Genomic DNA, 25,925 nt, shown 5'->3' on the forward strand with positions numbered 1-25,925 from the left:
AAAGTTCCTCTTTAACCCACAATCAGGAATGTAATGTTTCAACAACCCATGTATCTTTTATACCGCCACCTTGAGATGAATTTACGACCAAAGAGCCAGCTTGCATAGCTACGCGTGTTAAACCACCGGGTACAATCTCTGTACGATAAGGTGAGCTCAACACAAATGGACGCAAATCAATATGACGTTCCGCTACTCCGCCTGTTGTTAAAGTTGGAGCGACAGATAAAGCTAAGGTAGGTTGTGCAATATACATATGAGGCATCGCAATCAATTTTTTTCTAAAGTCATCAATTTCGCATGAGCTTGCTTTAGGTCCAATCAACATGCCATATCCGCCCGAACCTTGTGCTTCCTTAACGACTAATTGATCAAGATTAGAGAGTACATAGTCTAAGTGTTCTTCTTTACGGCACTGATAAGTGGGTACATTTTTTAGAATTGGTGTTTCATCTAAATAATATTGAATCATTTGATCTACATAAGGATAGATAGATTTATCATCAGCCACACCCGTTCCAGGTGCATTTGCAATCACGACATTTTTTTGTAAATAAGCAGACATAAGACCTGCTACGCCTAAAGCACTGTCTGGTCGAAATGCTAAAGGATCTAGAAAGTCATCATCTAAACGGCGGTAAATTACGTCTACTTTTTGACGCCCACGAATAGTTTTGACAAATACTTGATCATTTTCTACAAATAAATCCCGATTTGTAACCAATGGCACATCCATTTCACGTGCTAGAAAAGCGTGCTCATAATAAGCACTATTAAAACGCCCTGGTGTTAGCACCACAATAAAAGGTTGATCTGCAGAAGAATTTTCTTGCAATATTTCTTTTAAAAGTTTTGGATAATGCTCAATCCCCTGTAAATTATTAGCTGTACATAGCTCAGGCATTAATTTCTGGCTAATATTTCGGCTCTCAATCATATAAGACACCCCAGAAGGTGTTCTCAAATTGTCTTCTAATACAAAAAACTCCCCTTCACCATCACGGATAATATCGATCCCGCTAATTTGTGAATAAATTTTTCCTTTTAAAGAATGTTTAAGCATATGGGGTTGAAAAGCATCATTTCCCATAATTTGTTCTTCGGGAATGATTTGTTCTTTTAAAATATGTTGTCCATGATAAATATCATCTAGGAAATAATTTAATGCTTTAACACGCTGTGCACAGCCTGAGGCAATTTTTTCCCATTGTTTTTTCTCGATTACTCTTGGAATTAAATCAAAAGGAATAGTGCGCTCCGTTCCTTCTTTATCGCCATAAACATTAAAAGTAATCCCATGATAAAGAAAATGCTGTTTTGCTTGGGTATTTAACTCCTTTAACTCATCTAAAGTACGGATGCTCAACCATTGTTCAATTTTTTTAGAAGCTGCACCATTTGATGTTACATCATCAAGCATCTCATTAAAGAACTGTGATTTAAGTTGCTCAAAGAGATTAGTTTGCACAGAAATATGTTCTAAAAAAGAGGTTGGGTTAATGAGTGCTGTTGTTGTCTGCTCTTGTATAAAAAAATCATTATCTAGATGTAATTCATGCTCTTGTTCTGACATAACCACCTCGTCTTATCATTTATCTATATTTCATTTTTAAATAAGCAATTTCAGTGCCACTTATATATCTGTAATACTTGTACGGCATCATTGTTATAACTTTCTTCTAAATCTTATCATCGTTTACCCAATGGGCTATAAACTGAATCTGACAAACTTGCTAAATCTGTAAAGATTTTTTATTGTGTTGACACCAAAGCAATTGGATATAGATGTATTACGCTTATGTCTGTAATAGAAAAAGAAACTTCGAATAGTTTGTATCGCCAATGGCAGATCTTGTCTCGCCTACCGACCGGCAAATGGATCGGGACTCGAGAATTGCAAGAAATGCTTGAGCGTGAAGGTATTGATATTAGTTTAAGGACTATTCAGCGTGACTTAAATCAAATTGCTCAGCGTTTTCCGATAGAGAGCAATAAAGCCGTACCTCAAGGCTGGCGGTGGCAATCAGATGCACCTATTCAAAGCTTACCTCACATGACAAGTTCTCAAGCGGTAACCTTTATGATGGTTGAGGAGCACCTTAAGCCCCTCCTTCCTCCGAGCCTGCTTGATGAGATGGGCCCATGGTTCGATTTGGCCAAACGTAGTCTCTCTACACAAAATAATGTGAGACAGTGGATTAACCGTGTACGTATTGTTCCGGCAAGCCAACCGTTAATTCCACCTGTAGTTGACCGAAATGCTCAACAAGCAATTTATGAAGGCTTGCTCCAAGACAAGCAAATAGAATGTGTTTATCGGGCACGAGTCAATCAGGGTGAAGACAGAACTTATGTTTTAAATCCTTTGGCTTTGGTACAAAAAGGTGCAGTCATTTATTTAATTTGCACACGACATGACAAAACTGAAGTACAAACATTTGCTCTGCACCGTTTTAAATCAGCAAAAGTATTAGACAGTCGAGCACTGCATCCAGTTAATTTTGATATTGATCATTATATTGACTCGGGGGCTTTAGGCTTTAGAGTGGACTATAACCAACCAACTGAATCAATTCAGCTCACCTTAACCATAACGGAACAAACTGCGAAAACCTTTTATGAAAGTCAGTTAAGTAAAGACCAAACCATTACTCCACTTGAAGAAAATATTGTAGAAGTTTCAGCGACCGTACCTTTTACATCTCAACTAGTATGGTGGCTACGTAGTTTTGGTAAGAAATTACTGCATATTGAGCCAGTACAAGTACATAATGCTGTGCGAGAAATTGAAACTGAGAATAAATAGATATAAAAAAGAGAACCGTAAGGTTCTCTTTAGATTTTGAATTATAATTTTCTTAATTTTATATTGTTCTTATATTTTTACTTGTTTTCAGACCAATGTGTTTTCCCCCACCAAAACTGATCTACTCTTTCTTTTGCGCTATTTTGAACATGAGCATTGGCATGCCATTTCATATCCATTGTAGCGAATTGATTTCATTGTCATCATTAAAGCCCTCTTGTTTGAACGTGAATTCAATATAACTGGCGACTTAAAATATGTGAAATAAGAAAAAAAGGAAGCGAAATCTCTTTTCTTCCTTAGGAAGTTTCCATATATTTTTTGAATAGAAAATAAAAAAGCCCAGTCTCAACTGGGCTAGAAAATTACGCTAAAAGATTAAACACTAATAAAGCCAATATGATCACTCTTGAAAACTGATTCACTAGCTTTAAATGAATAGGATAATAACTTAATAACCAAAGAATTAATAAAGCAGCAAAGCTCAGTGTGCCGATCCAATAACATATACCGATAGACTTTCCCCACTGATAAACTGAAAGAGCCAATGCAATTACTAAAATGCTATAACCAGTGATCAAATACCAAATATTGTATTTTTCTTGCAAAACTTTTTGAAACACTTGTTGTTGATGACGAGACATAGAAAAACAAATGTGTAAAAAACCAAGCAGACACAAAAAATAAATAAGGAAAAAATCAATCATTGGCCTTCTCCTCGCATAGCAGCACTTTCAAGGTTTATATTTTTTTTAGTTTTGTGAATACCAGCTACTTTGTGATTTTTTACTTTATAAAAAATAAATAACAAAATCATTCCAAGAGCCAAACTCATCAAATCAAAAGTTGCTACCACCCATTGAGCCTCTGCAATACTGCTCCAGATTACTCGTCCACCTGTTAAAGCATTTAATAGAGGAATAACACAAAATAAAATAGCACCGAACAAAAGTTGCTCTAACCAAGCATTTCGATGTGGGCGTAAAGCTGCATGTAGCAGAGTTAACAGCCATACGATAAAGAAAATTTTAATTTCTAAAAAACTACGATTTTCAGTGGTAACTGGAATTAAACGGTTTGCATAAAAATAACCAGCTGTCGCAATTAATAAACCAGAAATTGATGCAATATTTAAAACCTCAACCAAACGATAGCCAAAATTTTTATAGCCCTGCTTTTGTTGCTGAGGTGCACGTTTGACACACCAGAGAATTAATCCTGATGCAACCATCATTGTTCCTAAAATTCCTGAAAAGAATAATAACCAACGTAGTACCAAATCAACGCCGCGGGCTTCATGCAATACAGTAACAGTATTATAAATACCGATAGGAAAACTAATTTTGAGCTGTTGAGGCTGAGAGATTAACTCACCTGTAACACCATTAAAAATTAGTGTTGGAACAATCGCTCGATTTAAAATACTTTCTGAATATGTAGCACGGATTTCTACCTCACTATTTTGACGGTTTGGTGAAATGATATTGAAGGATGCAACTGTATTATCACCCCATAATTTTTGTGCTTGAGCTAACATTGCTGTTAAATCAGCAAGAGGTACATTTTTAACCTCCAAACGACTTCTTTCTTTATTTAATCGACCCTTTTCCCCTTCACCATGTCCATTGCGTTTACTGCTATCAAGTTTTTGTGAACTAGAAGCGAATTCAACAGATCGGATAGTTTCTCCATTCAGCTGCGCGCGCTGTGCTTGTAAAAAATGCAGCCTTCCCTCTGGAAATAAAGCAGAAACACCGTAAGGCATTAGTGAATACATCAATAATAGTAAGCCACTAAATGTAATCATAATATGAAATGGCAAAGCTAGTACTGCTGTTGCATTATGGCCATCCAACCAAGAACGCTGCCCTTTGCCTGAACGAAATGTAAAAAAATCCTTAAAAATTTTTTTATGTGTAATCACACCACTGATAATCGCGACAAACATAAGTACTGTCGCGATACCTACAATCCAACGTGCCCAGCTACGAGGCAGGCCATAAAGCTCAAAATGAAAACGGTAAAGAAAACTACCTCCACGAGTTTCACGTGGCTGAAGTTTTTCACCAGTGACTGAATCCAATATGACACGCTCACCACCTCGACGTGCTCTTGGATCTTCGTTTTCACCACGAATCGTAATATCAGTCGTGGTACTCCGTGCATTTGGCAAATTGATATTCCATGCAGAAGCATTTGGAGCATTTTGCTGTAAATAAACGATAGCTGATTGTAATTGCTGAGACTGATCTTTACGATTTATGGACTGATGTAGTTCAGGCTTCATCCAAATGGAAATTTCATTTTGAAAAAAGCTTAATGTTCCCGTTACAAAAATTGCATATAGCAACCAACCTAGAATTAGACTCGCCCAAGTATGTAACCATGACATTGACTGACGTGGGCTTTCTGTATTTCCATCAATACGCATTATATTATTCCTTTCAATCCCCAATAAAATATAAATAAGAGTACTGATGGAATCACAACTCCCCATGTTGCTCTTTGCGTACTATGATTTATAAAAACCCATATAAATACAGAAACATAAATAATGAAGGCTAACATTGTTGCAGATAAAACAGCATCTACAGGATGAGCTTTGAATAAATAACTCAATACAACACAGGCTAAAGCCGAAAGAATATATCCACCGATACCAGCTAAGATAAATCGATAAAAAATCATCCATCTATATTTTGCAGGAACTACTTTATGTTTTACTTTTCTTTTAATCGAACTTTCTTCTGCAATTAAATTGCATGGTTCAGTCGTTAACATATGAGACACCGAGATAACTTTAATTTAAAACTATTGCTTATATAAAGTCAGTTCTAGACCTATAATATCCGGAGGTAAATCTTCAAGTATTTTTTCAAGTTTCTTATTAATATTTTCATCATGAAATAAAACAGATAAGCCTGTTTTTGAATCAAAAATATTAATACCTACTCGTTGATCTGCAGATTTATAAATACTTTTGTTTTTACCGTAGAATATTCGCTTGATTAAGCCATGATTTTCTAGATCGGCTAAAATACGATAAATAGAACCTATACTGATCTTTTCTTTTCCAGCAAGCAGCACATACATATCTTCTGCAGTTAAACCTTGCGGATTTTCTATAAGCAAATGGAAAAGTACAACACGTGTACGTGTAGCAGTTAATCCATTTGATCTTAGTTTAGAGGCAATATTCATTTTGCAATTTGATATGAAAAAGCTAGCTAGAACATATAGCTAGCTTTTATAAGTTTAGAATGAATACTTCAAGGATGCATAATAAGCACGCCCTGGTTCATTATAAGTTTGATTTATAGACGTATCGCGCAACTTCTGCTCATCAAACAAGTTGCTAATACCAAGACGACCGCTTAGATTTTGATTAAATTTATAACCAAAATTAATACCAGCAATACTGTAACTTTTGATTGTCTCCCGATTCAGCGAAGCATTACGAGTTTCTTCATATTGCATTGGCTTTTGACGACCATATTGGGTATATACGAAATTGACATCCAAAGCATCGGTAATGTCATAGTTAAGAATAGAATTAATAGTGTAGCTCGGTACAATTGACAAGGGATTCCCAGTTTCTTTATTAATTGAGTCTTTCATCCAAGTAAAGTTGTTTGTCCAACGAATATTCCCCCAATCTAAACCAATACTTCCTTCAAGACCTTGTACCAGCGCTTTAGGAATATTTGTCCATTGTAGAAGTCGATATGTTGCCCCCCCAACTTCAACAGAATCTAATACGGATGTACCTGAGGTAATCTTATCTTTATAGTCGTTACGGAACCATGCCAAGCTAGCATTGACAATATCTTTCTCAAACTGGATTCCCAACTCTTTATTAATAGATGTTTCAGGTTTTAGATCAGGGTTACCTAATAAATAGCAACTGCCGCTATCTACAGATATAGGGCAACCATTTCCTCGGGTAAATAATAAATATCCTTCAGCTGTTTGATATAAGTTTGGAGTTTTGTATGCCTTTGCAATACCACCTTTTAAAGTGAAATATTCACCAAGCTTTTGAGTAAGGTTTAAGCTAGGGCTCCAGTTACTGCCAGATTTACTATGATCATCAAAACGTACCGCCAATACCGCATTGGTACTATCAGTCAGCTGTACATTGTCTTCAACATATGCCGAAGCAATCCGCGAATTCATCTTTGTACGGTCTGCTGGTAAATGAATAATACCTGATGCATCGGTTTGTGTAGTATTAGCCGAATCGGTAAAATCGTCTTCAACCCACTCAGCACCAACAGTTAGATTTTGTGGGCGCCAAACTTCAAAAGGAATATTTGCCTCAGCATTAAAACGTAATGTTTCCAGAAGTGAAGTTGAACGATCAGTACTGTTAATACGCCCTTCCGGTCCACCCGCAAGCCCCTCTGTCAAACGCTTGTTTTTCGTTTGATCATATGAAGCTACAAATTTACTTTTACCCCAAGTCCAATTCCCTTCATGCGTTAATGCATAACTATCACGGTACATCGTGTTGGTTTCGGTACCTAATAGTGAATTTAATAAAGCATTCGCTTCAGGATCTGTTGCATCAACATTACTATTTTGAGTATCACCTGTATATTCATTACCTTGGCGACTTGATGCGACATCTAATAAAACGGTTTGCTGATCTGTCATCTGCCACGCTAAACGTGCATTAATATCTTTGTTTTCTACTCCTTCACGCGCCCCTGCTCGAGTACCGCTTTCAGTTACAGGATTAATATCGGGATCATCCGAATCAGTTTTGTTGAAATTTCCATATACGCGATAGGACAAAACATCTTTAATGATTGGGCCACTAAGTGTTGCACTCACGCGGCTACTGCTACCTTCTTTGCTGTCTTCTGGTTGATTGGTATATACCTCGACTGAGCCATGTGTTTCATTGGTGACTTTTTTGGTAATAATATTAACCACACCGCCCATTGCCCCATTTCCATAACGAGCAGCAGCAGGGCCACGTAAAACTTCTATCGATTCAATCGCATCGGCAGGGACCCAATTAGAATCACCACGAGTATCACGCTCTCCACGCCAACCGTAACGTACTGAATTACGTGAAGTCGCGGGTTTACCATCAATTAAAATGAGTGTGTTTTCTGGCCCCATTCCACGAATATCAATTTGACGATTGTTTCCACGTTGGCCTGTAGAACTGTTTCCAGTGAGATTAACACCTGGCATGCGACGTAAAATCTCAGAGATATCATTTACAACAGGTGTTTTTTCTAAATCTTCAGAGGTGACTACCGACACACCTAAAGATTGCTTCACCTGTTCTTCAGCAGTTACGACAATGGTATTCAACTTGACAGTTTCCGTTTCTACTTCCTTGTCCGTTGCCTCTGCCGACTCAGCCATGGAGCACATACTAAATAAAATTGAAGCAGCTAAAACAGAACGTGGAATATTGAATGCGGACATACTATGCCTCCCCTCAGAGATTAATGATGAGTTGCAACTGCAAATAATGAGTTAACGCATAGTAACAAATAAAAATATAAATACAAATAAAATAGATAATCGTTCTCATTTATTTTATTTAATTATTAAAATTCAATAGCTTAATATATATAAAATTATATTTTTAAAATCAAAACAAAAATAGCAAGCTTAATGATTTATGAGCCCGCTTCTTTTATCAATATTCCTGTTCTTAAATAAGAAAAAGAAAATCAGATATATTATTTAGGATTGTTGTTAATAACAGTTCCAGTAATATTAGACTTCACACTAATAGCACGTTTAACATATGCTTGTTTTACTGTGTAAGTTTAATAATGCTTACTGATATGTTGATCACAATACTTGCACTGTTGATTACCCCTTCCACATATGTTGAAAACTCAAACCGCACCTTTGCCATTCTGCATAGGTGATTCATTCTTGATCATTCCAAATGTCTATCGATTTTGTCGCATACATTTTACTCATCCATAAGCATGGAAAAATGGATAAAAAATGAAGAAAATAATAATCATTACCAAATAAATAAAAATAATATTAATTTTCAAACATTTAATAATAAAAAATTTTTAACATTAATTATAAAAACTTAAAAATTTCACTTTCAATTATAATTCCATCTTAATAATTCACATACTTTTACAATACAAATCACTGATTTTTACAAATTTCGACTCACAAAAAAGCCCAGTCTTAACTGGGCTTTTTCTACATTTAAATGATTAAGCTGTTTTCTTAATCATATTGTTCTTACGAATTGTGATCATCACAAGCTGAACTGCTGCTGGTGTAACACCAGGAATACGGCTTGCTTGAGCTAAAGTTTCTGGAAGCACTGTTTTTAACTTCTGCGTGATTTCGCGTGATAAACCAGACACGACATCATAGTCAAAATCGGCAGGAATTTTGGTTTCTTCAAGACGCTTTAATTGAGCAACATCTTCATGCTGACGGTTAATGTAACCTTCATATTTCACAGCAATTTCAATTTGCTCACCCACTTGTTCTGAAACTTCAGAACCAGTAAGTTCAGCAATTTGACCGAAGGTGATATTAGGACGTTTAAGCAAATCAATCGCACTACATTCCTTACTCAAATCAGCACCCGTCATTTCAACGAATTTTTTACCCATAGGGTTATTTGGTGCTGCCCATAAATGTTGTAAACGAGAGGTTTCACGCTCAACCGCTTCCATTTTCTCGCAATAAGCAGCCCAACGTACATCATCAACCAAACCAAGTTCACGACCAATAGAAGTTAAGCGCTGATCCGCATTATCTTCACGCAACATCAAACGATATTCAGCACGTGAGGTAAACATACGGTATGGTTCTTTAGTACCTAACGTGATGAGGTCATCAACTAACACGCCCATGTAAGCTTGGTCACGTTTAGGCGTCCACTCTTCTTGCTCCCATGCACGACGCGCAGCATTTAAACCTGCAAGTAAACCTTGGGCACCAGCTTCTTCGTAACCTGTTGTACCATTAATTTGACCAGCAAAGTACAAGCCATTAATCGCTTTAGTTTCGAGGGTAAATTTCAAAGCTTGCGGGTTGAAATAATCATATTCAATTGCATAGCCTGGACGTAAGATATGAGCGTTTTCCATACCACGAATTGAGCGTACAAGTTCGAACTGAACATCAAATGGTAAAGACGTCGAAATACCATTTGGATAAAGCTCGTGTGTATCTAGACCTTCTGGTTCCAAGAATACTTGATGTGAGTCTTTATCAGCGAAACGGTGAATCTTATCTTCGATTGACGGGCAATAACGCGGACCTACACCTTCAATAACACCAGTGTACATTGGTGAGCGATCTAAACCACCACGAATAATGTCGTGGGTTTTTTCATTTGTATGAGTGATATAACAGTTTACTTGTTCAGGGTGCATAGAAGCATCACCCATGAATGACATCACTGGAGATGGAAAATCACCCGGCTGCGGAATCATGACTGAAAAATCAACTGAACGTGCATCAATACGTGGCGGAGTACCGGTTTTTAAACGTCCCACTGGTAATTTTAATTCACGTAAACGCTGAGCAAGTGCAATAGAAGGAGGATCTCCCGCACGGCCACCGCTTGATTTTTCTAAACCAACGTGGATGACACCACCCAAGAATGTACCTGTAGTCAACACAACAGTTTTAGCATCAAAGCGAATACCCATTTGGGTAACAACACCTTTAACGGTATCGCCTTCAACAATCAGATCATCAGCTGCTTGCTGGAAAATGTCAAGATTTGCTTGATTTTCCAAAGTATCACGAATGGCAGCTTTGTAACGAACACGGTCAGCTTGAGCACGTGTTGCACGCACAGCTGCACCTTTACGCGAATTTAAAATACGGAACTGAATACCACCTTTATCGGCAGCCAGAGCCATTGCACCGCCAAGTGCATCAATTTCACGGACTAAGTGAGACTTACCAATACCACCAATTGCTGGGTTACAACTCATTTGGCCCAAAGTCTCAATGTTATGGGTCAAAAGCAAAGTCTGTCGTCCCATACGCGCAGCAGCAAGGGCCGCTTCCGTACCTGCGTGACCGCCACCGATAACGATAACATCATAAACTTTAGGATAGTGCATGAGTACAAAAACACCAGAAAAAAAAGACGGAACATTATAGCAAAATTATCTGCTTATTGATGTACATAATTACAAAATTGTCTTCACATAATTTACGCTATGCCACATGATTTGACATTTTGTTTCATGAATTCAATACAAAGTGAATGTTTTTAAAATTAATTCATCTTAGAATAAAAAATGTACAGCACTTCTATGACTTTAAAATTAACGCAACGAGAAGGAATACAAAATGAAAACGACCATGTTAAAAATCTTAACTGCATCTCTAATTTGTTTTTCAGGCGTAACTTTTACCCATGCTGCTGACACGAGCAAAGCTGAAATGCAAAAACAAATTCGAGTCTGTGCAAAAAAACAGCAAGGTGAATGGGTTTCATACAATCACAATGGTGTAACCTTTAACGGTACTTGCCAACCAAACGAAAATGGCAAGTTACAATTTAAGGCCCCTGCTCCTTAATCTGTTTTGACATAGGTATAGAAGAAGTCATTTATTTTCCGCTATATCTCATCAGTATTTTCAAAGACGGTCCATTAAAGATGGGCCGCTTTCTTTTTTAAAATGGTCTAGTCCGCTACAATACGCCTTTAAATAAAATTTTTAGGTCCTTTTCGTGAAGTGGTTACAAATACACATTACCGTTGATCAAGAACAAGTTGAGTTCACAGAAACACTTTTAATGTCTCTAGGTGCGGTAAGCGTAACGCTGGATGATGCTGAAGATCAGGCTTTACTTGAACCATTACCGGGTGAAACACCTTTATGGAACAAAGTTATTGTGACAGGCATCTATCAACAAGACGAACAAGACCCTATTGATGTCGACACTTTAGAAGCTTTTTTAAAAGCTCAACTTCCAGATGTCCCTATGCGTCATGAAGAACTTGAAGATCAAGTGTGGGAACGCGCATGGATGGATTACTATGAGCCAATTCAGATTGGGGAAAAGTTCTGGATCGTGCCTGAATGGCTAGAGCCACCAGAAGCAGTCGCAACTAACATTAAGTTAGATCCAGGTCTTGCATTTGGTACAGGTAATCACGCAAGTACTTTCCTATGCTTACAATGGCTGGGTAAAACTGACGTTAAAGATAAAATCGTGATTGATTATGGCTGTGGTTCAGGCATTTTAGGCGTAGCAGCTTTATTATTAGGCGCTAAAAAAGTATACGCTACCGATATTGATCCTCAGGCTGTTTTAGCAACAAAACAAAATGCAGAGCTCAATGGTGTATTAGATCGACTATATGTAGGTCTTCCTGAAGAGTTTGATCAAGAATTCAAACCTAAACAAGCCGATGTTTTAGTTGCAAACATTTTAGCAGGACCTTTAATGATGCTTGCGCCTGAATTTGCAAATTTAATCAAATCTGAGGGCGAGTTCGCACTTGCTGGTGTGATTGAAGAGCAAGTTGCTGATGTTTCACGTGTTTATTCTGAATTTTTTGATATATTAGATGTCGAAAAGCGCGAAGAAAACTGGTGTCGCATTTCAGGAAAACGTAAAACAATAAATTGAGATTTTTAACTCATGAATGAAAAACAAACCCGCTGCCCTAAGTGTTTAACAGTTTATAAAGTATCTCTTACTCAATTGACTGTTGCTCAGGGTATGGTTTGTTGCCCTAAATGTAATTCAAGCTTTAATGCCTTAACCCATCTAATCAATATTGAACAGCCAGTTATGGTCAACTCAACGACGTTAGCCAACGGTTCAATGCAGACAAGATATATGACGCATTCTCACGTATTAGATATCTTTGACCAAAAAGTAGAAAACTCTAATATTGATCTTTTAACTTACCTCAACAACTTAAATTACTTTCACAACGAACCTATTAATGCTCTACCAAACCTTAATTTAGCTGAGCAGGCATCCCCACAAGAACAAGACAACAATAAAAAGCATAGTTGGCTTTACTATACGCTCTGGAGCTCTGCCAACCTTATTTTAATTTTAGTTTTTACTTTTCAAATTCTCTGGTTTAACCCTAAGCTCATGCATGCAAGCCCAACCGTTAGCCATGCTTTTAATTACGTTTGCCAAATACTACACTGCAACAAATCAGCAGAACTTTATCAACTTATCTATATAGAAAAGTTAAAAGTCCGCAAAATCGACGCAAACCATACCCAGTTCTCAGGCATATTGCTCAATCAGAATGATAAAAGTATTGAGCTTCCTAATCTAAAGTTGATTTTTGCAACAGAGCCAGACAAAACAGAGGAAATCATATTAACTCCTCAACAATATCTAGTTGAAAACTTAAGGGGTATTCAACGTATTCCATCAAATACCCCTTTCCGATTCGAATTTGAGCTAAACAAAAGCAAAAAAAGGCTAGTAAATTATCGATTAGAAATTGTCCACCCCTAAAATGTAAAAAAAGTGAAAAAAAAATAAAAAAAAATGCAGTTAATTTGCTCACTTTTTCCTAGACAATGGTATGATACGCGCCACGAAAGCTTTGACTCATATACTCCTCGCTCTCAATCCAAAAAAAATACTGTTAAGCATGTGTGCTTTTCTACTTTAAGCGCATAGCCTAACTTTTTTTGTTTTTGAGGGGGCTGTAACAAATATTTAATTATTGTTACGCTTATTTTTTATTCAATACGAAGAAATATGGCAAGCTAATTGTTCTTATGTTTTAGAGTCACTGTTTTAGGATCTAAAACAGGACTCCGTATTTTTAGACCACATTTATATACTACTTTACCCAAGCTAGTATTTGATTTTCGGATTAACTCGCATGAATAGCAAATCTCCTATTTTTACTGCACAATCTGATGTTGCTCTTCGCATCCACGTGGATCGCGCAGTTCGCCATTATTTTGCACAATTGCAAGGTGAGCAACCATCTCAGGTATATGACATGGTGCTAGCAGAAATGGAGAAACCTCTTTTATCTGTAGTTCTTGAATATACACGTGGTAATCAAACGCGTGCTGCAGAAATTCTTGGACTCAACCGTGGCACTTTACGTAAAAAGTTAAAAGCTCACGGTTTAATGAGTGAATAAATGATAAAATGCTCACGACGTCGTGGGCATTTTTTTATGCTTATTGGTTTTAATCCGTAGACTTGAAATTGTTGAATTAAACATCATGACTATTAAACGTGCTTTGATTTCTGTATCTGATAAGACAGGAATTGTCGAATTTGCTCAAAACCTTGCAGCTCTAGGGGTAGAACTATTATCTACAGGCGGCACATATAAGTTGCTTAAAGATAATAATATCGCGGTTGTAGAAGTATCTGAACATACTGGCTTCCCTGAAATGATGGATGGTCGTGTTAAGACATTACATCCAAAAATTCATGGCGGTATTCTTGCTCGTCGCGGTTTAGATGAAGCAGTTATGGAAGAACACAACATCGATCCGATTGATCTTGTTGTTGTAAACCTTTACCCATTTGCTGCAACTGTTGCAAAACCTGACTGTACTCTTCCTGATGCAATCGAAAATATCGACATCGGTGGTCCTACAATGGTTCGTGCGGCTGCTAAAAACCATGCTTCAGTAGGTATTGTAGTTAATGCTTCTGATTACGACACTGTAATTAATGAATTAAAAACTGCTGGTTCACTTTCTTATGAAACACGTTTTGATTTAGCAGTTAAAGCATTTGAACATACAGCTCAATACGATGGCATGATCGCTTCTTACTTAGGCGCTCGCGTTGGTAAGACCGAAGGCGAAGCTGATTTATTCCCTCGTACATTCAATACTCAATTGAACAAAGCACAAGATTTACGTTACGGTGAAAACCCACATCAATCGGCTGCTTTCTATGTCGAAGCTAATGCAAAAGAAGCATCAGTTTCTACTGCAAAACAGTTACAAGGCAAAGAATTGTCTTATAACAACATTGCAGATACAGATGCTGCACTTGAATGTGTTAAATCATTCGCAAAACCTGCTTGTGTCATCGTGAAACATGCTAACCCTTGTGGTGTTGCGGTTTCTTTAGACGGCATTAAAGCTGCTTATGATTTAGCTTATGCAACTGATCCAGAATCTGCTTTTGGCGGTATTATTGCATTCAACCGTGAATTAGATGTTGCAACTGCTCAAGCAATTGTAGAGCGTCAATTCGTTGAAGTGATTATTGCTCCAAGTATTGCTGATGGCGTACTTGAAATAACTGGCGCTAAGAAAAATGTACGTGTTTTAGTATGTGGCGAGTTACCTGCTATTGATGCACGTGCACCGCAACTTGACTATAAACGCGTAAATGGTGGCTTACTTGTTCAAGATCAAGACTTGGGCATGATCACTAAAGATGATCTTAAAGTAGTTACTAAGCGTGCGCCAACTGAACAAGAAATTGATGACCTCATCTTTGCTTGGAAAGTTGCGAAATATATAAAATCAAACGCAATTGTTTATGCTAAAAACCGCCAAACTATTGGTGTAGGTGCAGGTCAAATGAGTCGCGTTAACTCAGCTCGTATTGCTGCCATTAAAGCTGAACATGCTGGTTTGGTTGTTGAAGGTGCTGTAATGGCATCTGATGCATTCTTCCCGTTCCGTGACGGTATTGATAATGCTGCTAAAGCTGGCATTAAATGCATCATTCAACCAGGTGGTTCTATGCGTGATGAAGAAGTAATCGCTGCAGCAGACGAAGCTGGTATTGCAATGGTGTTCACTGGTATGCGCCATTTCCGCCACTAATTTAAATTTAGTCCTCCCTAACCCTCCTTTCATTCAGGAGGGTTTTCCACAATAATGGAGCTAAACTCCACCTTGAGGAATAGAGGGGGATGAAAAGGATTAAAGTTAAGGAACAAATTAAAAATGAATATTTTAGTTTTAGGTAGTGGTGGTCGTGAACATGCTTTGGCATGGAAAATCGCGCAAGATACCAAAGTTACTCAAGTTTTCGTTGCACCGGGAAATGCGGGAACTGCAACTGAAGACAAATGCGTTAATGTTCAGCTTGATATTTTAGACAACCCTGCAATTATCGCTTTTGCTAAAGAAAATAATGTTGAACTTATTATTGTTGGTCCAGAAGCACCTTTAGTGAATGGTGTGGTAGATGCTGCTCGCGAAGCAGGTCTAAAAATTTGGGGACCAACTCAATATGCTGCGCAGCTTGAAGGCTCAAAGGCATTTGCTAAACATTTTTTAAAGCGTCATAACATCCCAACTGCTTTTTACGAAGTATTTACGGAAATTGATGCAGCTAAAGCTTATGTTGAAAAAAATGGTGCACCAATTGTAATTAAGGCAGACGGTCTTGCTGCTGGTAAAGGGGTAATCGTTGCAATGACCAACGAAGAAGCTTTTGCAGCAATTGATGACATGCTTGCAGGCAACAAATTCGGTGATGCTGGTTCACGTGTTGTAATTGAACAGTTCCTTGCAGGTGAAGAAGCTTCTTTCATTTGTATGATTGATGGTAAAAACATTTTACCAATGGCAACTTCACAAGATCACAAGCGTATTTTTGAAGGCGATCAAGGTCCTAATACTGGCGGTATGGGTGCTTACTCTCCTGCTCCGGTGGTAACTTCTGAAATTTTCGAACGTGTTATGACTGAAATCATGCGTCCGACTGTTGAAGGTATGGCTGCTGACGGACATGTCTACACTGGTTTCTTATATGCTGGCTTAATGATTGATGAACAAGGTCAACCACGTGTGATCGAGTTCAACTGTCGTTTCGGTGATCCTGAAACTCAGCCAATCATGATGCGCTTAAAGTCATCTCTTGTTGAATTGGTAGAAGCTGGTATTGCTGGCAATTTACCAAAAGAAGCTGAATGGGATGAACGTAAGTCAATCGGTATCGTACTTGCAGCCGAAGGCTATCCTGATAGCGTACGCAAAGGCGATGTAATTTCAGGTATTGGACAATCACCTGAAGATACTAAAATTTTCCACGCAGGCACTGCAACTCGTGAAGATGGTCACATCGTGACTTCTGGTGGTCGAGTTCTTTGTGTAACTGCGCTAGGCGACAGCGTGCTTGAAGCACAAATTAATGCACTTGAAGTATGCGGACAAGTGACCTTTACAGGTATGCAATATCGTAGTGACATTGGCTATCGCGCAATTGCACGAGAAAAAGCTGAGTAAAAAACTCTCAACTAATAAAAAGCCCTCTATCACAGAGGGCTTTTTATATTTCATTCTTATTTATCAGAAAATTTCATATAAATCTCGGTTTTTATTTACTCCCAATCAATAAGATCGAAACATGTCCACTATATTGAATATGTTTTTATTGATATGATTAGATAAAGCGTTGGAACTTTCCACAAAGTTATTGTGCCTTTAAATATTGAGGCTCATCATCTAATTCTGTTAGGGATAATAGTTATTTTTAACATTGAATACTTTTAGAAATCGCTTAAAGACTGTGAACTCATGATAGAACTGTTGTGAAAATAGTTTTATTCAGTACAGATCAAAACGGTAAAACAAGTATCTGAGGAATTAGAAAAGAGCTAAAAGTTATAACTTTTAGCATTCAAAACTTTGTGACGTGACAACAAAACTCATTTTCTTTTCTAGAGAGCCAGCTAAATAGTTGATATCTCTCTTAATCAGGACTTTTTTTACATGAAAAAGCTGATCAGTCTTTTTTTAAGCGTGTCTGTACTATTACTTGCAGCTTGCGGTAAACAACAAAGTGAACCACAAGCTGGAAAGAGTGGTGATTCATCACAACTTCAAACTGTGGTTATTGCCTCAACTGGTTCTGACGCTGATATCTGGCGTTATATTTCGACTTTACCAGAAACTAAAGCTGCTGGTATTAAGCTTGAGGTGAAAAATTTCACTGATTATGTTGCAATGAATACAGCTGTAGCAAATAAAGAAGTTGACTTAAATGCTTTCCAATCTTATGCATATTTAGTTGCTTTCAATGCATCAAATAAAGATAAAATTGCTCCAGTTGCTACAACTTATCTTGAGCCAATGGGGATCTACTCAAGTAAACATAAAAAAGTAGGAGAATTCCAACAGGGTGCAAGCATTGCAATTCCTAATGATGCAGCGAATGAAGCTCGTGCATTATTGTTATTACAAAGTGCTGGCTTAATCAAACTTAAAGCTGACTTCGACCCTGCTAAAGGCACACCAAGCGATATTATCGATAACAGTAAAAAAATTGATATCAAACCAATCCAAATGGCGACAGCTGTACGCGTAAAAGATGAAGTTGATGCAATTGTTTTAGGTAATACATTAGCTTTAGAAGGTGGTCTGAACGTACTTAAAGATTCTATCTACTATGAGCCTGTTGACCAAAGCACTAAACTGAATGTAAACATCCTTGCAACAGCGGAATCTCGCAAAGATGACCCAGTTCTTCAGAAAGTTGGTCAGCTATACCACACTGAAGCTGTTAAAAAATACGTTGAACAACACTTTGGTGGTACAAAAGTTGACGTGAATCAGCCAATCAGCTACCTCACGGAAGCTAAATAGTAATATAATAGCTGCAACGCGAAACAGGCAAAGACTCTTTGCCTGTTTTTTCTTTTTAGCATAGTTTTTGACGACATGATTCAATTTAAAAACATTTCAAAGCACTATCAGCTTAAAGGCCAAACCATACGAGCTCTGGACCAAATTAATTTGGAAATTCCTGAAGGGAGTATTTTTGGCATTATTGGCTATAGTGGTGCAGGTAAAAGTACTTTAATACGCCTGATTAACTTACTTGAACGACCAAATGAAGGTCAGGTTATCATTAATCAAAAGGACTTCACTGCTTTGGATGCGCGTTCATTACGTCAGGAACGTGCAAATATTGGTATGATTTTTCAGCACTTCAATTTGCTACAAACCAAAACGGTTGCTGAAAATATCGAAATGCCAATGCGTCTGCTGAATTACAATAAAGCAGAACGTGAAAAGCGCTTAAATGAGTTATTGGAGTTCATTGATCTTAAGCATAAAAAAGATGCTTATCCTGATGAACTTTCTGGCGGCCAAAAGCAACGGGTCGGTATTGCTCGTGCTTTGGCAAATCATCCAAAAATTCTTTTGTGTGATGAAGCAACCTCTGCCCTAGACCCGCAAACAACCAAGTCTGTTTTAGAGTTACTCAAGAAAATCAATCAAGAGCAAAAAATCACAATTGTTATGGTGACCCATGAAATGGATGTCATTGAAACTGTTTGTGATCATGTAGCTGTGATGGAAGCTGGTAAAGTCATTGAACAAGGTTCAACGATTGATATCTTTAGTAATCCTCAACATCCGACGACTAAAAACTTTATTCAAACTGTGTTACATCAACAGTTGCCTGTGAATATTTTAAACCAACTCGAAAATCAGCATCACCATAGCATCTACTGTTTACAGTTTTTGGGCCGTTCTGCTCAAGAACCTGTAATTCAGTCACTGATTAAACAATTTGATATTAGTTTAAATATCTTATTCGCCAACATGACTGAAATTAACGGTACTGTCATTGGTCAAATGTTTGTACAGCTTCTAGGTGAACCACAGTTGATTAAGCAGGCTATCGAGTTTTTAGAGAAAAATGAAGTGAGTGTAGTTCAATCAGGAGATCAAGTATGAGAGATTTAATCGTACAGTGGTTAACTGAACTTACTCAACCTTTCTGGCACAGTTCTCTTTCAATTGACCAGTTTGTAACAGCTCTACAAGAAACATTTCACATGGTGTTTTTTGCGCTTTTATTTGGTGGTATTTGGGGTTTCATTCAAGGGGTTATCCTGCTTGTAACTCGCCCAGAGGGTATTTTGCCAAATAGATTCGTCTATCATTTACTCAACCCAATTGTAAATGCATTACGCTCTCTCCCATTTATTATTTTACTTATTGCAGTGATTCCTCTTACCAAGTTATTGGTAGGTACTTCAATTGGTACGTGGGCAGCGATCGTTCCTTTAACAATTTACGTCGGTCCATATATGGGACGTTTGATTGAAACTTCCTTACTCGAAGTAAATGAAGGAATTATTGAATCTGCTCAGGCGATGGGTGCTACACCTTGGCAAATTATTTACCGCTTTATTTTGCCAGAAGCACGCAGTTCACTCATTTTAAACCTCACAACAGCGACAATCAGTTTGATCGGTGCAACAGCAATGGCTGGTGCAGTTGGCGCAGGGGGTATTGGTGACTTAGCAATCTCTTATGGTTACCAACGTTTTGATACAAGCGTTGTAATTTTAACAGTAATTGTTCTATTGCTCTTAGTACAGATTGTACAGACGCTAGGTAACTGGCTCTCTAAGATCCGTTAAATTACTCATATAAAAAGCTCCCTAAATGGGGGCTTTTTTGTTTTATATACATCATTTTCATTAAAAGGTTGAGTGAGTGGCTTACTACCATTTTCTGTTATTATCAAAAACAGTGATTACTTACTCTTTGGATTTGGTTTTAGGATAAAACAATGCGTTATAGAATTCATTTTATTGATGTACAGAATGCCCTCCAAAACTATATCTGGATTTTAGAAGATACTGAAACACAAGAGGCTGTTGCAGTTGATCCAACAGAAGCTGATCTTGTGACCCAATTTTGTCAAAATCATCAACTCACTTTAAAACAAATCTGGCTCACTCATTGGCATAAAGACCATATCGGTGGTGTAGCAGATCTGACAACAGCTCAGAATATTACTGTCTATGGTCCACGTGATGAGCTCACAAAGATTCCGGGAATTACTCATCCTTTACAACATGACGACCATCTAAAATTTAATGATTTAAAAGTAGAGATTATCGCGACCCCAGGTCACACCTTAGGACATATTGTATATTTTATTGAGGAACTAGAAGCTGTATTCTGCGGCGACACTTTGTTCGCAATGGGATGTGGTCGATTATTTGAAGGTACGGCTGAACAAATGTATCACTCACTTAGTCGTTTAGCAGCGCTACCAACACAAACTAAAGTTTATTGTACGCATGAATACACTCTTTCAAATGCCGAATTTGCCTTAACAGTAGAGCCGCATAACCACGCCTTATCTGAACGAGCCGAAGAAGTCCGTGAGCTACGTAAGAAAGGATCAATCACCCTTCCGAGTACGATTGAACTCGAATTAGCAACCAATCCTTTTCTTCGTGCAGAAAGTGCTGAAGACTTTGCTCATTTACGTGCACTTAAAGATAACTTTTAAAGTTAAAGCTTCTCCTTTTAAGAGATACAGTTTCATTTTAAGAACTGTATCTTTTTGCATAGCGCACGTTGATCGTAATTATTTTTTACATTTACTATCTTCATATTTATTCATATTTTTAAAAATTCCCTCAAATTTATATTTTCTTAAAAACACGCCAACAAACAATCTACTAAATAAAAAGTTTTTATTTTTTAGTTACATAACACCTCCATATTTTTATAAAAATGAAAACTGTTCTTTCTCTATCTTACTTTTTTTACAAGTTGCAAAATAAAACAAAGTTTTCCCCCTTTAAAAAATCTAATTAAAACCCTATTAATAAATAAGATGTAATGCCACGGATAGAAGGAGTTCTCACGTGAAAAAGGTTGTTAAAGCTAAAAATTTGATTGCGTTTCGTATTTGGTTAGAAAAGTTAGGGTATTCAGTTAAAAATCTTGCTGATGGAAAAGGTTTTACTTTTAGTTTTAAAAAAGAATATGGTTTAGTGACCTGTGATTTAGCAGGTAATTCATTAGCGATGCAATTAGGTGAAGAGTTTGAGGATCACTTAAAAGCATAATTTTTTACGACTCGATTTTAATTACAGTATTGTCTTTTTTGAAAGATAAGTAATATTGCAGAACTTTAGAATGGTTTAATTAAAATATATTGTTAGACATTAAACAAAAAATCTGTAGCGGGGCTACTCTCCCAAATTGCCCTCAGCTACAGATTTTTTATAAGATTATTCTGCTTTAGGATTCTTTAAAGCTTTGTCTAAGAGATCTTTATCTAAAGCTTTATCCCATCGTGCTACAACAATTGTTGCGCAAGCATTACCAACTAAATTTGTTAATGCACGGCACTCAGACATAAAACGGTCAAAACCAAGAATTAAAGCCATCCCTGCTACAGGAACCGCCGGTACAACCGATAGAGTTGCAGCCAGAGTAATAAAGCCTGCGCCAGTCACCCCTGCTGCACCTTTAGAACTTACCATTGCCACAAGAAGCAATGCAATTTGTTCACTAATTGATAAGTCAACATTACACGCTTGTGCGATGAACAGAGCCGCCATAGTCATGTAGATATTTGTACCATCGAGGTTAAATGAATAACCTGTCGGAATCACCAAACCTACCACCGATTTTTCACAACCTGCTTTTTGCATTTTATCCATTAAAGATGGTAAAGCTGCTTCAGAAGAACTTGTTCCTAAAACCAACCAAAGTTCATCTTTGATATAACGAATTAAATGAATAATTGAGAAGCCATTGTAACGGGCTACTGCTCCTAGGATCACTATGACAAACAATACCGCTGTAATATAGAATGTCATAATTAATAGCAATAAATTACCAATTGATTCGATTCCATACGCACCAATGGTAAAAGCCATTGCACCAAAAGCACCGATTGGAGCCAGCTTCATTAACATACCAACAAGGTAAAAAACTGGAGCTGTTAAGTTATTTAAGAAGTCGGTAATTGGACGTGCACGGTCACCCAATGCAGCCAAAGAAATACCAAATAACACCGCCACAAACAGAACCTGCAAAATCTCGCCACCTGCCAGAGGGCTAACTAGAGTTTGCGGGATAATATTCATGAAGAAGTCAGTAATATTTGTTGCATGCGCCTTTTCAACGTAAGTATTTACTTTATCGTTGACTAAGGTAGCGGGGTCAATATTAAGACCTTTACCTGGTTGGATAATATTTGCCACAATCATACCAACTACTAGCGCCAAGCTTGAGAAGGTAAGGAAATAAAGCATAGCTTTACCAGTTACACGGCCAACTCGGCTCATGTTTGTCATACTGGCAATGCCTGTAACAACGGTTAAAAAGATGACGGGAGCAATAATCATTTTAACAATCTTGATGAATGCATCACCAAGCGGTTTTAAACTTTCGCCAAGTTCTGGGTAAAAATGACCAATTAAAATGCCCAAAATAATTGCAAAGATGACCTGTACATACAAAATTTGGTGAAACTTCTGTTTTTTCTGTACCGTTTCTTGGTCAAGGGTATTGAAATCCATTATCTAAATACCTTTTCGATGGGGATAAAAAAATAAAATATAAAGCGTGCACCACAAGCTGCTTTATCAAGGAAAAGCCATTGTAAAGAATAAAAAACGGCCTGTGTTATAAATTTAAAAAATGTCAAATTCAATAATCATGCAATAAATTATATAAAATCATTTTAATTTTCTAGTTTTAAAAGATAAAAAAACAACCAAAATTCGTTATAAAGCATTATTTAATCTTAATATTTTAAGTAAAAACATGCACAAAAATGGCTGTAGAAGTTTAATTGTCTCATACCAGCACAACATTTATTAAATAAATGATTTTATAAAAAACATGTAAATTATAAATTATGAAAATTTAGTTTAAAAATAATAAGAAAAATTGATATATAATTTTTTAACAAGATAAAGTGTCTCTTTTTTGTTAAAAAAATCACACTAATAGGCTTTGAAATTAATTCAAATTAAGGAGCGTTAAATAACCGTTCCAATAAAATGTGGACGTAATCTAAGCTTAATGTACGTTCAGTGAATAAGATGCGAAATAGCATAGGGGCAATAACAGCTTCGATAATTTCTTCATTATTTATAGTGGGTTCATTACGCGATTTAGCTCTGGCTTGAATAATATCAAGTTGTTGAATAATTAAGGTTTCACATTTTCTTGCATTTGAAGAGTCGGCTGTATATAGCACATCACGCAATAATGTTTGACCAACTTCAGAAGAATACTCCTCAAAATATTGTTCAATCCATGCAGTGATATCTAGCTGAAATGAACCTAAATCTTTTGGTTCCATATCAGGTTTAAGTTCATTTAGGGCTACATCTGAAAATAGCTGATTAATATCGCCCCAACGGCGGTAAATTGTTGAAGGTGTTACTCCTGCCTCATGAGCGATCATAGGTATGGTAATTTGGCTCTGCTCTAAGGTTTTTTGAAGCTCTTTTACCGCTTGATGCACCGCAGTTTGAATTCTTTCACTACGACCACCAGGACGTAAGCCAGTAACAACTTTTGCCATTTATAAACTCTGTAAAGGGATCAAAAAATTTATAAATATTTATATCTATATACAAAATACACTAAAGCTAAGGATTTGCTTTAGTGTGAAAATAATATATAAAAGCTAAATATTCGCTTTTATGTTATTCATCTTATATGAACAATTCAAGTTCAAAACGGTCTGTATCAGTTTTTCAGTTAGATAGTGCAAGTGCATTGACACTTAATACAATCACGCTCATGACCTTTATGGCGGCGTCTAGTGCACCGACTCCACTTTATCGTCTATACCAACAGCTTTGGCAATTTTCGCCTGTCACTTTGACTTTAATTTTTGCAACTTATGCTTTTACTTTGCTGGGTTCATTACTGATTATTGGTTCTTTGTCTGACTATATTGGACGCCGTCCTGTCATTATTGCAGCCATTTTTCTGCAAATTATTTCGATGAGCTTTTTCTTATTTGCTTCGGATGTTTCGATGTTATTTATTGCACGGGGCTTACAAGGAATCGCAACAGGGCTTGCTGTCTCGGCTATAGGCGCAGCAATTTTAGATTTTAGTAAGCTTCAGGGTTCGCTTATTAATAGTATCGCACCAATGGTCGGCATGGCTGTTGGTATATTTCTAACTTGTTCTATTTTGCAATTCTCTGCCCAACCGTTACAGCTTGTTTTTGAATTTTTATGTCTTCTTCTTATTTGTGAACTCATTTTAAGTTTTTTTACTCCTGAAACAGCCCAAAAGAGATCGGGTGCTCTTGCCTCTTTAAAGCCCAATATGGCTATTCCTCCACAAACAAAAAGTGCTTTATTGAGTATTAGCCCAATTAACATTGCACTTTGGATGGTCAGTGGTTTCTTTCTATCGCTTATGCCATCTTTACTGGCAAAAATTTTCCACACGTCATCGGCATGGCTAAACGGGATTATGTTTATGGCGCTCGCCCTTTCCGGTGCGGTAGGTATATTAACGCTTAGGAAGTCGACAAATTTCCGTATTTTATTAACCGGTACGCTATCGATTGCTATTGGTGCCATTGTCTTATTCATCGCCATTAATCTAACCAATGCAGTAGTTCTATTTTTAGGTTCTATTATTACTGGAGTTGGTTTTGGTACAGCATTTATGGGAGCTATTCGTAGTGTAATGCCATTGGCGCTTCCCGAAGAACGTGCGGGTCTTATGGCTGCTTTTTTTGTTGAAAGCTATTTGGCTTTTAGTATTCCAGCGATTTTAGCTGGCTATTTTGTAGGTAAAATTGGGCTGATGAGTACGGCAAATAGTTATATTAGTTTTATTATCTTATTGTCACTGGTCGCCCTTCTAATGATTATTAAAAATTTTAAAAATAAATAAGCCATAAAAATAGCCTCACTAGAGGCTATTTTTTTAATAGATGCTCTTTAAGTTCTATTAAAAAGTATCTGCTACATACATACGTACCATCTCGCCTTCCTCATCCTTTACCAACGTTAAAAACCGCCAACCACATTTTTCATAAAACTCGGTATGGTCTGTTATTAAATAAAGTGTTTGGATGCCCTGATTACTCAAGTCTTCACGTACAAAATCTAAAATGTGTTTTGCAATGTTTTGGTTTCGATAGTTCTCTTCTACAAATAAAGCACATAAGTTTGGTGTTAAATCTTTACGCTCATGGAAGTCATTATCAATGACTCCTGCTCCAGCAATTAAATGCTTATCCTTATTTAAAACAATGTACCACTGTGGAATAGCATGCTTTTGATCAATGGAAATCTGAATACTCTCAAGATAGGCTTCCACAGGGATTTGCCATTTTTCAGAAAACCACTGGGCAGCCATTTCTTTGTATTGAGGGTAATCAGATAACCGTAATATTTGCATA

23 protein-coding genes are annotated in these 25,925 nt (G+C 37.1%); 13 read left to right on the forward strand and 10 right to left on the reverse strand.

The features are described from left to right. Positions 1-22: 22 nt before the first annotated feature. The gene (locus J690_RS09835) at positions 23-1,573 is read right to left on the reverse strand and encodes a circularly permuted type 2 ATP-grasp protein (RefSeq protein ID WP_032005405.1); all 1,551 of its coding nucleotides are present in this window, start codon (positions 1,571-1,573) and stop codon (positions 23-25) included. Positions 1,574-1,798: 225 nt separating this feature from the next. Here J690_RS09835 and J690_RS24465 point away from each other — a divergent pair, with 225 nt between their 5' ends. Then, complete coding sequence (locus tag J690_RS24465; protein ID WP_032035536.1) at positions 1,799-2,806, forward strand: helix-turn-helix transcriptional regulator; 1,008 nt, start codon at positions 1,799-1,801, stop codon at positions 2,804-2,806. A gap of 365 nt (positions 2,807-3,171) precedes the next feature. Here the strand turns inward: J690_RS24465 and J690_RS09845 are convergent, their stop codons facing one another. The 6 genes from J690_RS09845 to mnmG form a co-directional block, all read right to left on the reverse strand. Then, complete coding sequence (locus J690_RS09845; RefSeq protein ID WP_050688037.1) at positions 3,172-3,513, reverse strand: DUF3325 domain-containing protein; 342 nt, start codon at positions 3,511-3,513, stop codon at positions 3,172-3,174. Next, on the reverse strand, positions 3,510-5,237 hold the full coding sequence (locus tag J690_RS09850; protein WP_032035541.1) for a PepSY-associated TM helix domain-containing protein: 1,728 nt from the start codon (positions 5,235-5,237) through the stop codon (positions 3,510-3,512). Before J690_RS09850 ends, J690_RS09845 begins: the two co-directional genes overlap by 4 nt. Next, positions 5,237-5,587, reverse strand: a complete 351-nt coding sequence (locus J690_RS0104190) for a hypothetical protein (RefSeq protein WP_064785204.1) — start codon at positions 5,585-5,587, stop codon at positions 5,237-5,239. The genes J690_RS09850 and J690_RS0104190 overlap by 1 nt, the downstream gene beginning before the upstream one ends. Positions 5,588-5,617: 30 nt before the next feature. Then, a complete protein-coding gene (locus J690_RS09855) occupies positions 5,618-6,007 on the reverse strand; it encodes a Fur family transcriptional regulator (protein ID WP_032035546.1) in 390 nt (129 codons plus the stop codon). 54 nt (positions 6,008-6,061) lie between these two features. Next, the gene (locus tag J690_RS09860; protein WP_032035549.1) at positions 6,062-8,251 is read right to left on the reverse strand and encodes a TonB-dependent siderophore receptor; all 2,190 of its coding nucleotides are present in this window, start codon (positions 8,249-8,251) and stop codon (positions 6,062-6,064) included. A 764-nt stretch (positions 8,252-9,015) separates the two neighbouring features. After that, positions 9,016-10,896 carry a tRNA uridine-5-carboxymethylaminomethyl(34) synthesis enzyme MnmG gene (mnmG, locus tag J690_RS09865; protein WP_017385460.1) on the reverse strand — a complete coding sequence of 627 codons (1,881 nt, stop codon included), beginning with the start codon at positions 10,894-10,896 and terminating at the stop codon, positions 9,016-9,018. 232 nt (positions 10,897-11,128) lie between these two features. Between mnmG and J690_RS09870 the strand changes: the two genes are divergently transcribed. The 11 genes from J690_RS09870 to J690_RS09920 all read left to right on the forward strand — a co-directional run bounded on the left by J690_RS09870 (position 11,129) and on the right by J690_RS09920 (position 21,594). Continuing rightward, the gene (locus J690_RS09870; RefSeq protein WP_002119672.1) at positions 11,129-11,359 is read left to right on the forward strand and encodes a hypothetical protein; all 231 of its coding nucleotides are present in this window, start codon (positions 11,129-11,131) and stop codon (positions 11,357-11,359) included. Between the two features lie 154 nt (positions 11,360-11,513). Continuing rightward, on the forward strand, positions 11,514-12,419 hold the full coding sequence (gene prmA, locus J690_RS09875; protein ID WP_032035552.1) for a 50S ribosomal protein L11 methyltransferase: 906 nt from the start codon (positions 11,514-11,516) through the stop codon (positions 12,417-12,419). A 12-nt stretch (positions 12,420-12,431) separates the two neighbouring features. Then, on the forward strand, positions 12,432-13,277 hold the full coding sequence (locus J690_RS09880) for a zinc-ribbon and DUF3426 domain-containing protein (RefSeq protein WP_032035554.1): 846 nt from the start codon (positions 12,432-12,434) through the stop codon (positions 13,275-13,277). A gap of 376 nt (positions 13,278-13,653) precedes the next feature. Then, positions 13,654-13,923 carry a DNA-binding transcriptional regulator Fis gene (fis, locus tag J690_RS09885; protein WP_001086304.1) on the forward strand — a complete coding sequence of 90 codons (270 nt, stop codon included), beginning with the start codon at positions 13,654-13,656 and terminating at the stop codon, positions 13,921-13,923. 85 nt (positions 13,924-14,008) lie between these two features. Beyond that, positions 14,009-15,583, forward strand: coding sequence for a bifunctional phosphoribosylaminoimidazolecarboxamide formyltransferase/IMP cyclohydrolase (purH, locus tag J690_RS09890; protein ID WP_032035556.1), 1,575 nt, complete (start codon positions 14,009-14,011; stop codon positions 15,581-15,583). A 123-nt stretch (positions 15,584-15,706) separates the two neighbouring features. Further along, complete coding sequence (purD, locus tag J690_RS09895; protein ID WP_032035559.1) at positions 15,707-16,993, forward strand: phosphoribosylamine--glycine ligase; 1,287 nt, start codon at positions 15,707-15,709, stop codon at positions 16,991-16,993. A 486-nt stretch (positions 16,994-17,479) separates the two neighbouring features. Beyond that, positions 17,480-18,352, forward strand: coding sequence for a MetQ/NlpA family ABC transporter substrate-binding protein (locus tag J690_RS09900; RefSeq protein WP_032035562.1), 873 nt, complete (start codon positions 17,480-17,482; stop codon positions 18,350-18,352). A 75-nt stretch (positions 18,353-18,427) separates the two neighbouring features. Beyond that, entirely contained in the window at positions 18,428-19,453 is a 1,026-nt protein-coding gene (locus J690_RS09905) for a methionine ABC transporter ATP-binding protein (protein WP_002119636.1), read from the forward strand. After that, positions 19,450-20,145 (forward strand): methionine ABC transporter permease, encoded by a 696-nt coding sequence (locus J690_RS09910; RefSeq protein WP_002119707.1) that lies wholly within the window; start codon positions 19,450-19,452, stop codon positions 20,143-20,145. Before J690_RS09905 ends, J690_RS09910 begins: the two co-directional genes overlap by 4 nt. A 152-nt stretch (positions 20,146-20,297) precedes the next feature. Further along, positions 20,298-21,029 carry a hydroxyacylglutathione hydrolase gene (gene gloB / locus J690_RS09915; protein WP_032004693.1) on the forward strand — a complete coding sequence of 244 codons (732 nt, stop codon included), beginning with the start codon at positions 20,298-20,300 and terminating at the stop codon, positions 21,027-21,029. Between the two features lie 361 nt (positions 21,030-21,390). After that, the gene (locus J690_RS09920) at positions 21,391-21,594 is read left to right on the forward strand and encodes a hypothetical protein (RefSeq protein WP_002119766.1); all 204 of its coding nucleotides are present in this window, start codon (positions 21,391-21,393) and stop codon (positions 21,592-21,594) included. A 165-nt stretch (positions 21,595-21,759) separates the two neighbouring features. On the opposite strand, the gene J690_RS09925 is transcribed toward J690_RS09920, so the two are convergent. Together J690_RS09925 and J690_RS09930 are read right to left on the reverse strand one after the other, a co-directional pair. Beyond that, positions 21,760-23,058, reverse strand: a complete 1,299-nt coding sequence (locus J690_RS09925) for a dicarboxylate/amino acid:cation symporter (RefSeq protein WP_032035564.1) — start codon at positions 23,056-23,058, stop codon at positions 21,760-21,762. Between the two features lie 455 nt (positions 23,059-23,513). Continuing rightward, positions 23,514-24,074, reverse strand: coding sequence for a TetR/AcrR family transcriptional regulator (locus J690_RS09930; RefSeq protein WP_014207150.1), 561 nt, complete (start codon positions 24,072-24,074; stop codon positions 23,514-23,516). Positions 24,075-24,211: 137 nt separating this feature from the next. Here J690_RS09930 and J690_RS09935 point away from each other — a divergent pair, with 137 nt between their 5' ends. Further along, on the forward strand, positions 24,212-25,414 hold the full coding sequence (locus J690_RS09935) for an MFS transporter (RefSeq protein ID WP_032035566.1): 1,203 nt from the start codon (positions 24,212-24,214) through the stop codon (positions 25,412-25,414). A gap of 57 nt (positions 25,415-25,471) precedes the next feature. On the opposite strand, the gene J690_RS09940 is transcribed toward J690_RS09935, so the two are convergent. Further along, the gene (locus J690_RS09940) at positions 25,472-25,924 is read right to left on the reverse strand and encodes a GNAT family N-acetyltransferase (protein WP_001166562.1); all 453 of its coding nucleotides are present in this window, start codon (positions 25,922-25,924) and stop codon (positions 25,472-25,474) included. Between the last annotated feature and the right edge of the window lies 1 nt (position 25,925).

The sequence above is a fragment of the Acinetobacter sp. 742879 genome (assembly GCF_000588535.1).
GTDB classification, from domain to species: domain Bacteria; phylum Pseudomonadota; class Gammaproteobacteria; order Pseudomonadales; family Moraxellaceae; genus Acinetobacter; species Acinetobacter pittii.